The 12,437-nt window shown below is 36.3% G+C and carries 13 protein-coding genes and 1 pseudogene; 5 read left to right on the top strand and 9 right to left on the bottom strand.

Going from position 1 to position 12,437, the window contains the following annotated elements; translation table 11 throughout:
* The first annotated feature begins 404 nt into the window (after positions 1-404).
* Positions 405-875: a bacterioferritin gene (gene bfr, locus I6F40_RS12360; protein ID WP_197193002.1), complete on the top strand. Its 471-nt coding sequence runs from the start codon at positions 405-407 to the stop codon at positions 873-875.
* A 12-nt stretch (positions 876-887) separates the two neighbouring features.
* Entirely contained in the window at positions 888-1,352 is a 465-nt protein-coding gene (gene bfr / locus I6F40_RS12355; protein WP_197180135.1) for a bacterioferritin, read from the top strand.
* A gap of 66 nt (positions 1,353-1,418) precedes the next feature.
* On the opposite strand, the gene I6F40_RS12350 is transcribed toward bfr (I6F40_RS12355), so the two are convergent.
* The 8 genes and pseudogenes from I6F40_RS12350 to I6F40_RS12320 form a co-directional block, all read right to left on the bottom strand.
* A complete protein-coding gene (locus I6F40_RS12350; RefSeq protein WP_002960627.1) occupies positions 1,419-1,613 on the bottom strand; it encodes a (2Fe-2S)-binding protein in 195 nt (64 codons plus the stop codon).
* A gap of 523 nt (positions 1,614-2,136) precedes the next feature.
* Positions 2,137-2,649, bottom strand: a complete 513-nt coding sequence (locus I6F40_RS12345; protein WP_197193001.1) for a hypothetical protein — start codon at positions 2,647-2,649, stop codon at positions 2,137-2,139.
* Between the two features lie 224 nt (positions 2,650-2,873).
* Positions 2,874-3,305: a hypothetical protein gene (locus tag I6F40_RS12340; protein ID WP_197193000.1), complete on the bottom strand. Its 432-nt coding sequence runs from the start codon at positions 3,303-3,305 to the stop codon at positions 2,874-2,876.
* 487 nt (positions 3,306-3,792) lie between these two features.
* Positions 3,793-5,403 carry a UvrD-helicase domain-containing protein gene (locus tag I6F40_RS12335; RefSeq protein WP_197192999.1) on the bottom strand — a complete coding sequence of 537 codons (1,611 nt, stop codon included), beginning with the start codon at positions 5,401-5,403 and terminating at the stop codon, positions 3,793-3,795.
* A 2-nt stretch (positions 5,404-5,405) separates the two neighbouring features.
* Positions 5,406-7,103 carry an ATP-dependent nuclease gene (locus I6F40_RS12330; protein ID WP_197192998.1) on the bottom strand — a complete coding sequence of 566 codons (1,698 nt, stop codon included), beginning with the start codon at positions 7,101-7,103 and terminating at the stop codon, positions 5,406-5,408.
* Positions 7,104-7,425: 322 nt separating this feature from the next.
* Positions 7,426-8,004, bottom strand: coding sequence for a hypothetical protein (locus I6F40_RS12325; RefSeq protein WP_197192997.1), 579 nt, complete (start codon positions 8,002-8,004; stop codon positions 7,426-7,428).
* Positions 8,005-8,281: 277 nt separating this feature from the next.
* Positions 8,282-8,520: pseudogene (locus I6F40_RS19895) on the bottom strand (transposase); the annotation flags it as partial.
* A 22-nt stretch (positions 8,521-8,542) separates the two neighbouring features.
* Positions 8,543-9,127, bottom strand: a complete 585-nt coding sequence (locus tag I6F40_RS12320) for a TetR/AcrR family transcriptional regulator (RefSeq protein ID WP_197192996.1) — start codon at positions 9,125-9,127, stop codon at positions 8,543-8,545.
* Between the two features lie 274 nt (positions 9,128-9,401).
* Between I6F40_RS12320 and I6F40_RS12315 the strand changes: the two genes are divergently transcribed.
* A complete protein-coding gene (locus I6F40_RS12315) occupies positions 9,402-10,256 on the top strand; it encodes an alpha/beta fold hydrolase (RefSeq protein WP_197192995.1) in 855 nt (284 codons plus the stop codon).
* A 161-nt stretch (positions 10,257-10,417) separates the two neighbouring features.
* On the opposite strand, the gene I6F40_RS12310 is transcribed toward I6F40_RS12315, so the two are convergent.
* Positions 10,418-10,564 carry a hypothetical protein gene (locus tag I6F40_RS12310; protein WP_197192994.1) on the bottom strand — a complete coding sequence of 49 codons (147 nt, stop codon included), beginning with the start codon at positions 10,562-10,564 and terminating at the stop codon, positions 10,418-10,420.
* A 34-nt stretch (positions 10,565-10,598) separates the two neighbouring features.
* On the opposite strand from I6F40_RS12310, the gene I6F40_RS12305 reads away from it, so the two are divergent.
* The gene (locus I6F40_RS12305; RefSeq protein WP_197192993.1) at positions 10,599-11,168 is read left to right on the top strand and encodes a peroxiredoxin family protein; all 570 of its coding nucleotides are present in this window, start codon (positions 10,599-10,601) and stop codon (positions 11,166-11,168) included.
* 654 nt (positions 11,169-11,822) lie between these two features.
* The gene (locus tag I6F40_RS12300) at positions 11,823-12,380 is read left to right on the top strand and encodes a TMEM165/GDT1 family protein (RefSeq protein WP_076924201.1); all 558 of its coding nucleotides are present in this window, start codon (positions 11,823-11,825) and stop codon (positions 12,378-12,380) included.
* The last annotated feature ends 57 nt before the right edge of the window (positions 12,381-12,437 follow it).

The raw sequence follows: 12,437 nt of genomic DNA, 5'->3' as shown, positions 1-12,437 counted from the left end.
GCTCCTGCGTTATTCTACTGGCTTACATCCATGTAAGAATAAGTAAAAACCGAGCAACAAAAAGTTAATCGTCCCTAGAAAGAACCCTTTGGGCAGCGCATGTTTGGTCTTTATGCTGCGTTATCGCCTATTTATGGGGAATAACCACACTACATAGGCACTGCCTTGCCTAAAAACCAAACACACTGCTGCAAATTCAACCACCAAAGTTCAATACGCCATAGCAATCATGATCTTGTATTAGATGCTAATGCAAATAAAAAACTGTCCATAAGCCAAGCAGTAACGCAAACTTAAATAAGAATCAAAACCAATAGTAACGCAATGATTTTTATAGAGAAAACTTGCAATATAGGTTATTTGTACTACACTGCATACAATTGAAATAGTTAAGGCGATTTATCATGAAAGGTAATCAAAAAGTAATCGATGCGTTTAATACATTGTTAGCTAACGAATTAGCAGCAATCGATCAGTATTTTATACACTCGCGCATGTATGACGACTGGGGTTTAAACAAGCTATACGAGCGCCTTAACCATGAAATGGAAGAAGAAAAAGATCACGCAGACTGGCTTATTAAGCGCATCTTGTTTTTAGAAGGTGTACCAAATATGACTAAGCGCCGTGATTTACTTATCGGTAACGATGTAAAAAGCATGATGCAAAACGATTTAACACTAGAGCTTGAAGTAGTTGCGTGTGTTAAAGATGTAATCGCAATATGTGAAGAACAACAAGATTATCAATCTCGTAGCATTTTAGAAAAACTGTTATTTGATACCGAAGAAGACCATGTTTACTGGTTAGAGCAGCAACTTGGCTTAATTAATAAGATTGGTTCTGAAAACTATCATCAAGCACAAATGGCTTAGTAGGAGCATATTATGAAAGGCGATAAAGACGTTATTGCAGCGCTTAATAAAGTACTCGCTAATGAGCTTGTTGGTATTAACCAATACTTTTTACATGCACGCATGTTTAAAGATTTTGGTTTCACTCAACTAGACAAAGCAGATTACAAAGTATCAATTCAAAAGATGAAAAACGCCGATCGTTTAATCGAACGTATTTTGTTTTTAGAAGGCTTACCAAATCTTCAAGACTTAGGTCGATTACGTATTGGTGAAAACAGCGAAGAAATGATTGCAGCTAACATGAGTTTTGAACTTGATACTATTACCGAGTTGCAAAGCGCAGTAAAACTGGCTGAAAGCAAAAAAGATTACATTACCCGTGAAGCACTTGATCACATTTTAAATGAGCAAGAAGAGCAAATTGACTGGTTAGAAACCCAGCAATTACTTATTAAAAATACGGGTATTAAAAACTACTTACAATCTCAACTGTAAATAGTAACAAGCATAAAAAAAGCAGCTAAAAAGCTGCTTTTTTTATATCTAAATTTTTATATGTAATTAAGCAACTTGATCCGTTACATCAGCAATTTGAATAAGTCTGCGATTAAGGATCTTTTTAGTACAACCACAACACTTACCACATTGGCTGCCTACTTTAAGCTCTTTAGTTAATTCACGCATGGTCGTTGCACCATCGTCAATTGTTTGCTCAATTTTTTTATCGGTCACACCGTGACATAGACAAATATACATGAATACAAACCACTCTCAATTTCATTTAGTAGGTGCATACTAATCTAAACGAAAATGGTTATCAATTGTTATTTGAAAATATATGTATTTTTTGAAATTTTTTTGGCCAGCGCCACTTAAGTTGAGAATTCGCGGCAGCTTGAGAATAGTTTGATTTTTAAGCAAAATGTGGCACTCAGATTGAGATTTATTAATTAGAGCTCACTTAAAATGTGAGTAAAATTAGGTTTAGTTGAATGGTTGAAAGTTAATTACATTAAGGCTTTAAAAACCTTAATGTATAAATACGGAATTTATGGATGGGTGATTTCCGGTTTGTGCCAGTGTAAGTCGGATAAGCGAAGCGCCATCCGACACAGTAAAATACCTTGTCGCTTATTATCAATATCTTATGTTGTCGAGTGACTGGAGAGTGCCATGGGCGGACATTGGTAACGCACAATAGCGCGATAATTGTTCGCTAAAGTGCGAAGTGAGTCCTAGGTAACTTTTCACAGTCTAGCTTTAACTGATTTATTAGGCATTAAAACTTGAATCGCCGAACGAACTCAATTATTGCACCGGTAGCAAGAGCTGTAGCTAGATCGCCAGATAAAATATATACCAACACGTCTGTGATTAAATTCAATGTGATCCAAATAGTGTTGTATGATAATTTTAACTCAGTAAGTAGATATAGTTTTTCTGAATTTAGTTTATATTCAGGGTTACCATTATCATTATTTGGTTCTGTGCTTAGGACACCATAATGCTCAAGATACTTTATTTTAAGCAGATCAACAATTTGATTACGTAATTTTGAATTAATATAAGTTGCAGCAATAAAGTCATCTAAATTTTCAGTTTTGTACCCATTGGACCCCGCAGGTAAAAAAGCATCTAAATCAGTACCTTCTGTGTATGAAGAAAAAGCTAATAACATTTCTAAAAGCTGCTCGCCAAGATAGCTTTCTAGCAAAGTTAACTTTATCCATTTAATTAAGCCAATAGACTTATTTGATCGGATAAATACTTTTTTAAAAATACTTGTACGCATTCGAATCCTTTTGATGCCTAACGAGACTGAATAATAACTCCAACAGCCAAACCTAATTAAAAAAGAGTTTCTATAATTAACTCTAAGCGTTGTTTTTAAAGCATTAGATAATGCATATTGAGACCACAAAACAGGCTGTTTAAGGGACTTATAATTGCTTGCAAAAATAAAGTGAAACCGAGCAAACTGTTAGCAGTCCCGCTTTAAATTCGTATAGTTATTTTTTATGCCATATCTAGATATTTATCTTCATCCGTCATTAAGGTATAAAGCGCGTTAAAGTCATTACCTTCCATTTCTTCTAAGTACATAGCATGTAATCGTATTATTTCTTCATTAACTTCTACTGTTGAAGAATATTCAGTATCAATTTCAGATAGATCATCGAAGTAAGTATCACAAGCGGCTATACAGGTACATATCAAATACGTTTCTAAATCTGTTAGAGCTAAATTCAATGTAATTTCACTTAAAGTGATTGTTTTATCTATTGCATTAAAACTGATAGAAAAACTCTTATTGCTTTTTAATACAATCTTGCTTTCTTCTGTTAAGCGCCATGAAGTATCTCCCATCCCTATTTCAAAGGGCTTGGTAGAACATTCTGTTACTGAAATATTGAGTTCAAGTTGCAACTGAGTAATTTTAATTTTCATCACATGTCCTTGTACATGAAACTCTGACTAACTTAGTAGCTAGCAGCTTATTGAACACCATTTTGGTGGTACATAACACACCGAAACGGAGTATGGTACATACCCTGATAATTTCACCAATAATTACCTTTGTAAACAAGTAATTAAAATAGCACGAATTCAAAGTTTGTTCTTTTGCACCGAAAGATACTTTTCAGCATTACTAAAATTAAGTCAACAGGCAAATATATACGAAAGCTTCAGTCATGCGAAACAAGACATGGGGCAGGAATGATTCAACCAAACATTTACTTTGAATCATTACCAAAAAGTGTAAAGAGCAACATCAATGCGCTCGCGGCAGCCTTCGCCAACTGCAGACATTGGTAACGCTTCAAACACCGGCACCGTTCACGGTGTCCTGTAGTGGTAGAGTGCTTTGACTTATTACACGTAATTTAGATTGCTAACAATAAGCTATTTACTTTTTTCAATCTTTCTAAGTGATTCATCGGTATAACCCTTCAAGTTGAGGTAAACCTAGAAAATAAGATGGCCTTGAGTTTCCGTAGTTTCCTTGCGCGTTTCTGCGTAACGATGTACGAATTAAAATGCAGCATAACTCAGCCCTCGTAACCCCAACATAATGCAGATTAGTATCTTCGGCTAGGCTTGGGTAGTTAATGTCATCCCAGTTAACACCCGGAATTCTATGTGGAAAAGACCACTCCTCCATATCTAAATGCAATATTATTTTGAATTCTAGGCCTTTAGATTTATGAAGTGTCATTAACTGAACTTCATCTTTAGCTATTGGCTTGAACAACTTAACCCATGTATCTTTGCTCCAGATAAGTCTCACAGCATCATTTTCTTCTTCAAATTCATCAAACCCGATTAATTCAAGTAAGTCGTTACTCTTCTCAATGAAAGCCTCTAATATAGCTTCTGCTCGGATACCCTTTAACTGTCTTCGTATGTTTGCCATATTTCTCGCTGGCAGTTGAAAGAAATACTTTTCTATTACGTCCTGAGCGGTTGGAATAGCTCCGTACTTATATAATAGCAAATCTGAATAAACGTCAGCACATTCAGTTCCTATGTCATTAAGGGGGCTGTCAGTATATAGTCGGTGATTATGGTTTAAACCAGTTGCAAATTCTCTTAACGATATTTCCTTCTTAGCTAGGATAGCTACATCAGATGCATTTTTAATTGTGCTTTTTTCTAACCAATCGTCTATCCATGGTGAAACATGTTCTGCAGCATTTTTTAAGCTTCCATTAATAAGACGCCGAAACACATAAATATCATCTTCATGAGCTATCAATTTGTATTCAGAATCAAGAACACGGGAAGCATAATTAACAATTGATGGGTGGCACCTATGGTTTAAGTCGAGTTCAAAGTGCTGAAAGTTAGCTTTGTCTTGGGTTAAGGCTAGTAAGAATTCTGGCTGACTTCCCCTGAATTGATATATCGACTGGTCAATGTCTCCAACTGCCGTTGCGATTAATCCAAGCTCTTTTATTTTTATGAATAGTTCATGCTGAGCTTGAGACGAGTCTTGGTATTCATCGATAAAAACATGCGAGTAACGTGCTCTTATATAGCGCCGTGCGGTAACCGAGTTGTTAAGAATTAATAATGACAATGCAGCAAAACTACTCATCCACAATATACCTGCATCGTATAATGCTTTAAAACCAGCATCAGAACTAAGTTCATCACAAGTCGGTGAATTGTATCCTCCGGATAGGTAAAGTTGCTGATGAGAGTCTAGTTTTTTAACTATCTTACAATCAGACGGTTTGTCATCCCATATTCGACCTAAAAATGGCAGTATCAATTCTTTCAAGCAAAAGCTATCTATTGTGCCGAAAAAGCTAAGTTTTGTGTCGTGAGCATTCTCTTTGCAGCGCTTCTTAAGCTCCTCACTCGCTTTTTTCGTAAAAGTAATAGCAATTACACCTTTATGACTAGATAGATTCGGTGTAATCCCTCGAATTTTTTCCTTCATCACGGTGGTTTTTCCGCTACCAGGGCAAGCTGTAATGACAATGCTATCTTCACAGTCAATCGCGGCCTGCTGCTGCAGTGTTGGATTAAAAGTGCTCATTACTAAGACCTTCTCATTTCTACTAGTTTGTGCAATGGTTTTGCTAATTCACCTCTATTCAGCTTATGAAGATCTCTTGAAATAGATTTAAGCAAATTTCTCATCCTTAGCGCTTTTTTTCCTTGAAGGTACTTGATTGCGGAATCATCGTCAGATTTTCCAACCGCTGTTTGTACTTCATCAGATAGTTCTTCAACTAAATCAGTTTCTAAATCAACTTTAGATAAAAATATTCCTTGGTCATTCAGCAGATCAGAAGCTGTTTGCCACTCTCCATTGTCCACAGTATCTCGAGGGGAAAACTCGGTATTACCTCTATCGAATGGGTCTTCTCCTATAAGACTTAAACAACGATTAATGCCTGCATGCTGCCATTCATTTTTACCTGATATCTTTGAAACATCGTTATCGGTTCTCATTATCCATGGAATTTGAAGCGCATCGAGTATAGATATGAATACTTTAAAAGAAATACCGTCGACGGAAAGGATTGACAAGTTCTCAAAATCAAGGTCAATACTCAAGGCTTTAGATAGTGACTGATAAAAGAGCATTTCAGATGGCCCCTCGACTAAGAATATACCGTCAGAAAAAAATGCTTCAGCTGGCAAAATACTCATTCTGTAACTCATATCTTCCCAACCTGACTCAATACAATCTGAGCACCCCTCACTAGCAGCTACCGTTGATGAATTTTGGGGAAGTAACCGTATGATAGAGTCAGGCGAAAAATTCACAGTTATCTGTGGTGAGTGGGAAGAAATAATCGTTTGACCGGGCAACTCCTCAATTAAATAAGTAGCCAACTTTCTCTGTTGATGAGGGTGCAAATGTGCTTCTGGTTCTTCGATAACATAGAAGATAACTTCGTTTTCTAAATCATGTTCTTGTGCACTTTTTGCTTTCCATAAAGCTAACAGTATTTGATTATTTCGCCCATCTCCACCGAGCATCACATTAGAGCCATTGGTATTAGCACCAAGCTGTAGCTTTTCTATAAAGTCATTTACCTGAATTGCACCCGTGTCAAGTTGCACCTCATAATTAGCATAATGATGAGCCAACTTCTTTAGTTCGTCATTAACGTTATTCATTGCTTTATCTACATAAACCAATTGAGACACTTTATCATTGAGGTTTTCTAAGTCACTGCTGATCTCACCAAGTAAATCATGATCTTCTTGCTTCTCATCGTCAGAAAGTGACTCTTGAGCAATTTTTAACAGCTGCCGCTTTTCTTTGCGGATGAATCTTTCTAAATCACGTTGAGACTCAATATATTTTAAGTGCATGTGTTTTAGATAAAAACGACTGTTGATTTCTTGTAGATCATCAACTGAAGGACCAACAAATAGCTTATAGCTTAGGCTGCTATGTACTGCGGTATATCGTAAAAAGGTTTCATTATTTTCACTAACGCTTCCCTTAAGAACCGAGATAACAGCGTCTTCGGTGATATCTGAAAACTTAACGGTAATTGATATTTCGTCGCTAACACCGGTCGGATTAATATGAAAATCAAGCTCACTTGGCTCGATATCCACTTCAGATAAGCTTTTGTCTAATAGTATTCTTAATGCATGGAGTAAATTGCTTTTCCCCACATCGTTGGCGCCAATAATTAAAGTGTTTTTGTTAAAGTTAATATTCGAATTGGAAAAATTTCTAAATCCTTCTAAATGCACCTTACTTATTTTCAATTCTCTTTCCTTATAGACAATGGCAGAGCTAACCTAGTTACTACCTTGAAACTTGCTGTGTATCTGCAAATGACGTGTAACAGCTTATCGAACACCATTTTGGTGGTTTATAATGTTATCGGACACCATTTTGGTGGTTTATAATGTTATCGGACACCATTTTGGTGGTTTATAATGTTATCGGACAAAATTAGGCTCCTACTCAAAAAAGCAGGAATAAATTTAACTTTTTCAGTATCCGGTTATCACTCACAGCTGAACTTCGCAAAAGTGCCATGAGCGGAAGGTCGTATCCTTAGACTCTGTTAGGTTTACTATGCACTTAAACTATTTTCGCTGTTGAAGCTCCAATAGTTCTATTAGGATCGTAGTCTGGAAAGTATTTATCTGAGTAATGAATCCAAATAAGTTCTAATATGCGCACGGCATTTAGAAATTGTTCTGCGTACTCTATTGAATAACTGGCCATAAAGTCATTGTCAGGTCTTTTCGGGATAATATATTTTTTGTTGAAATTCTCTAAGCCGATTAACTCCCTTTCTTCATGAAAGCTAATTGGTTTTGAATGAACCAATGAGTTTCTGAATGCTATCATTTGAACGACATCATTACGTATATCATTAATTTCATCTGTTACTTCAACTTTTATTCGACTAAATAGCCAATCTAGCTTTCCAATCAATGTCGAGTTTGTGTACCTTTGAAACTCACCACCTTCAAAAACATGACTTCCATATGTATTTAATCGTGACTCTAAAGCAAAACAAAAGAATGCCATAGCAGGTACTATTTTTTTGAATGCGTGACCAGGGAGAGAGTCTGAGGCTTCATTTAATAAATTTATTCCAATTGAACTAATATAGCGGTCATTAATAATTGTTGACTCTATTTTTTCAGGCATATGACGATCCTTGAAAATATAACGAGCCTGTAGATTAACTCGTTTTTTATTTTTTTTATTGATAAACAAACCATAGCTGAGTTCCTATTTTGATTCAATCGATTCCTGTACTCTTACGGAGTATATAAACAAGTGTTTGATATTGTTTTAATTGGCGTTTTATAAGGGATTACGGGTGTTTGAGTGGCTTTTATTTAGGGTAAAAGGGCTTACCCTTCTTAATGCATCGTATTTTGCAGTTTTTATATATTATGAACAAGGCAATTCAATTACCTCATTATGCACTGAGGGCATTAACTTTCGTTTGCTCGCGTAAGGTCAATTTATTCATGCCATTCTTTAATAAACAGCGGTCGCCGCCCGATTGGGCTGTCTATTTTTACTTTCATTTTGTCTATATAGCTCAGCTTTTTTTTGTGATTCATTATTTATAAACTACACCTGTCGCCCTGCTTCAATGGGCAGCTTTAGCATATATTACTTTTGCAGCGGACACGTTTTACAGTCTTTTAAATAACATAATAAACAATCACATGGTTTAAAAAGGATAGTGTTTAAACATGGAATTTATCATCTCATCTAGCTCATTTTTATCAGTAATTATTTTAGCGTGAGTGCGTAAGCCGGTCATTTGGATCTGCAAATAATTTGCTATTTCTTGAACATCTTTGCTTTCATCTAGTTCACCCATTGCTTTTGCTTTATTTAATATAAGCACAAATGCTGCTAAAAATTCCATTAGATGTGCTTTAGTGATATCCACTAACTCTTGCGATTCTTCAGTTAATTCGTTTACTGTTTTTACCAGCATGCACACTGTATTAGTTGAGTTATCTTGTGTTGGCATCACTTGTGATTTAACTAAAGCTTTCAGTGATTCTAATAACGAGCCATGCTCATTTTGACACTGTTTAATTGTTGCCAGCCCTATGTCGGTATAATTTCTTAATACTTCTTTAAATAATCCCTCTTTACTGCCGAAGGTAGCGTAAATGCTAGCTGGACGCATATCTATTTCATCTTGTAAGTTACGCATTGATGTCGCATGAAAACCCTTTTTCCAAAACAGATTTGTGGCTTTGTTTATTACTTCTTGGCGATCAAATTTTGATTTTTTTAACATCTCAGACTCTTTAACTTCAAATTGAACATACGTTCAAGTATATTTTTTTATCATCTCAGAGTAAATAAGAGAAACATATATTAGGTCAAAGAAAATAAATTACCCCATAGTAAAACCCATAAAATCAATAAAATAGCTGATTAGTTAAGACTCATTTGAACGATCGCTCAAGATAATGCTTGAACACTCGTTCAAGCTAGCTTATAGTTCACTTCATCAACGAGAGACAATCAACTTATCTTTTACTAAGTTTAAATAACTAATTGGAGAAAAAATGACAGCATTTAAATCAGACGTAATCAACCGAGTATCATATCAAGTAAATGGTGCTGACCTTTCTGTACTTCAAGCTGGCAAGGTAGGTAACCCTGTCGCGTTATTAATTCATGGTATTCCGGCGAATGCACTACTTTGGACTAAAGTTATTGAAGCGTTATCAGCTCAAGGATACTTTGTTGTTGCGCCTGACTTACCTGGTTTTGGTGAAACCACTGTCACTGATAAAAGCCAGTATGGTATTCAAGCAAGTGCAAACTTACTGAATGACTGGATTATTACGCAAGGTTGGCAGGATATCTGGCTTGTCGCTCATGATATTGGTGGTGGTGTCGCTCAAGGTTTGATGGTAGCAAATGAAGCTGTCTTTCAAAAAGCAACAATATCCAACGCAATAACAGCAGATACATGGCCAGTACCTGCAATGCAAGGTTTGATTGATGCGGCAAACGCACAGCAGTTTGAGATAGCAGCAGAAAGCGGAATGCTTGCAGAACAACTTGCCCCTTTGGTTCGTGCAACTTTTGTCAATCAACAACAGATAACTGATGAAGTATTGGAAACAGTATTTCTTGATTCAAAACTAAACACTGAAACGGGCCGTGTTAAATTTGCTCACCTTCTTCGTAGCCTAACTAATGAAGATACGCTGGCGAACATGGAAGCATTGAAAAATGTAAACCTTCCTGTAAACCTGATCTGGGCGATGCAAGATCCAAATCAACCGTGGGAAGGCCCTGGCTCAATTCTTTTAAATACATTTAAAAATGTGACGGTCAATAAAATCGAACAGGCGGGTCACTTCCTGCAAATTGATGCCGAGAAAGAGTACTTAAATTTACTACTTAGTTAGGACATTTTAAGAACCATGTTGTTAGCGCTTAACTAGACGATAACTTCAATTGTTTTATGTGGGGAGTAAAGTATTACTCCTCATTATTTATAATATTAGGACCATAAAAATATGCTACTTTCTATCGTCAGCTTCGTTTTATTAAATACGGCATTGGTACATTACTTCTCTAAATTAAAGCAGAATAAAGCAGCAAAGAACCCTGTGTTTCTTAAGAGTGCAATGGCAATTAGCTCTTTATTGTCGTTGTGGGCGATAAGTACACTTTTTACAACACCTACGTCGTTAATTTCAACAGTTTTAATCATTGTGATAGCACTTTTGGTATTATCCACCAGTGCAATGTTTACTTTTTTCCTTGCTACAGCAGAAACACCTATTGGTGGTATTAAAATAGCGGTAGGTGATGATCTTTTAACCTTTAAAACTGAAAATTTTGACTCTAGCTCATTGGCAGGTAAGCGTACATTATTGAAGTTTTACCGTGGCTCATGGTGCCCTTATTGTTCGGCAGAACTGGTTATGTTTGAGACGCTTAAACCTAAACTAGATGAATATAACATTCAAATAGTTGGTATTTCTAACGATACCATTGCACAGCAAAAAGAGCATAAAATACGAGATAATATTAGCCACACTTTGGTGGCAGATCCTGAACTAAATATCATCCGACAATACGGCGTTGAACATCACAAAGCATTAGGCGCAACGTCGGAAAATCTGATTAGTATGTTTGGTATATCAATGCCCCTGCCTTGGAAAATGAAATATAAACCTATGTCTATTCCAACGTCGATATTAATCGATGACAGCGGCAAGATTGTATGGATTGACCAATCAGAGGATTATCGTTTACGCGCAAGTGAAGATGCGGTAATGGGAGCTGTAAGCGCTAATTTTACTAAAGATTAATAAGACCGACGAAAACAAAACGCAACGCTCTGCACCTAAAGTCATTGCTATTGGGATAGAGAATACCTAGGGTCTTACATGGCCTTTATCCAACGTTAAATAATAACCTTGGTGATCCTGTGGTGTAGGTAGTGGTGCTAAATTACTTGAATTTATCACCACATAACTTATGCCTATGGTTGAAAGAAAACACAAGTTTTATGATTATCGTGTTTTCTTCGGAGCATAAACTGTAGGCGTTTTCTCTGTGTGCATCCTTTGCAAAAAAATACCTAAATTAATCAATGCGTATTAGTTTACAGACATCAAAGTTGTTAAATATTTACCTTATACATAATAATTTTTGAATGCCTGCCAATTTCTATCTTCTGACTATTGGCTAATTACCAAAGCTAATTTTATTGTTCTTAAATAAATTAACTATGCTCTATTCTTAATATTTACCGCTTAAGAGTTTTGTGGAATAATGCCCGCCTCTTAGGGGAGTAGCCCGCTCAGTAATGAGTAAACTTATCAACATAATTGCACCTCAAGTGCATGGTAAGTTTGTAATGTTGTAGCAAGCGTTATCGGCGAGACCTAGGTAGACACTATCCTCATGGCGGGAGATAGTTGTTTGCCTTGGTTTAGTATTCCCGCCTGTAAGAATCAATAATGGAAGTTTTTTTAACCTCAACCGTCACTGTCACACTTGCCGAAATAGGCGATAAAACCCAGCTTTTATCGCTCCTGTTAGCCGCCCGTTTTCGTAATAAAGGCGCGCTTATTCTTGGTATTTTAGCCGCAACCTTACTCAATCATGGTTTATCAGCGTGGTTTGGGCAGTGGTTAAGTAATAGTTTTTCTTCTGAATATTTACCTTGGCTTGTAAACATCAGCTTTATTGTTGTTGGCCTTTGGCTATTAGTTCCAGACAAAGACGAAGCTGTAAGTAGTAAATACGATAGCTACGGGGCTTTTTTAGTCGCTTTTGTATTATTTTTTATTGCAGAAATTGGTGATAAAACACAAATAGCGACGGTGTTATTAGGCGCGCAATATCAGTCTGTGTTTTGGGTAACGGTAGGAACCACATTAGGTATGCTAATTGCTAACGTGCCTGTCATATACGCTGGTAATGCATTACTAAAAAGAATATCGCTAAACACCGTACGTGCTATTGCTGCTTGTGTGTTTGTGTCATTAGGTATTTATGGCTTAGTTACAATTTAATCAATATTAAAGCTCGCAACTGTTGATTTAAGTGCGAGCTTTAGTTTTTCCTGCACG

Source organism: Pseudoalteromonas sp. SWXJ133 (assembly GCF_015864365.1).
Taxonomy (GTDB): Bacteria; Pseudomonadota; Gammaproteobacteria; order Enterobacterales; family Alteromonadaceae; genus Pseudoalteromonas; species Pseudoalteromonas arctica.
Note: the sequence above shows the minus strand (reverse complement) of the source record. Positions and strands in the feature narration are given on the sequence as shown.

Coding starts and splice junctions, on each gene's coding strand:
- I6F40_RS12320 (WP_197192996.1), bottom strand. CDS start 9,127: ATGTTAAAAAAATCAAAATTTGATCGCCAAGAAGTAATAAACAAAGCC.
- I6F40_RS12310 (WP_197192994.1), bottom strand. CDS start 10,564: ATGATTAAAACTGTTGAAATTAACGACGTAGGTGTTGTAAAAAGTGTA.
- I6F40_RS12345 (WP_197193001.1), bottom strand. CDS start 2,649: ATGCGTACAAGTATTTTTAAAAAAGTATTTATCCGATCAAATAAGTCT.
- bfr (WP_197180135.1), top strand. CDS start 888: ATGAAAGGCGATAAAGACGTTATTGCAGCGCTTAATAAAGTACTCGCT.
- I6F40_RS12300 (WP_076924201.1), top strand. CDS start 11,823: ATGGAAGTTTTTTTAACCTCAACCGTCACTGTCACACTTGCCGAAATA.
- bfr (WP_197193002.1), top strand. CDS start 405: ATGAAAGGTAATCAAAAAGTAATCGATGCGTTTAATACATTGTTAGCT.
- I6F40_RS12315 (WP_197192995.1), top strand. CDS start 9,402: ATGACAGCATTTAAATCAGACGTAATCAACCGAGTATCATATCAAGTA.
- I6F40_RS12350 (WP_002960627.1), bottom strand. CDS start 1,613: ATGTATATTTGTCTATGTCACGGTGTGACCGATAAAAAAATTGAGCAA.
- I6F40_RS12335 (WP_197192999.1), bottom strand. CDS start 5,403: ATGAGCACTTTTAATCCAACACTGCAGCAGCAGGCCGCGATTGACTGT.
- I6F40_RS12340 (WP_197193000.1), bottom strand. CDS start 3,305: ATGAAAATTAAAATTACTCAGTTGCAACTTGAACTCAATATTTCAGTA.
- I6F40_RS12305 (WP_197192993.1), top strand. CDS start 10,599: ATGTTTACTTTTTTCCTTGCTACAGCAGAAACACCTATTGGTGGTATT.
- I6F40_RS12325 (WP_197192997.1), bottom strand. CDS start 8,004: ATGCCTGAAAAAATAGAGTCAACAATTATTAATGACCGCTATATTAGT.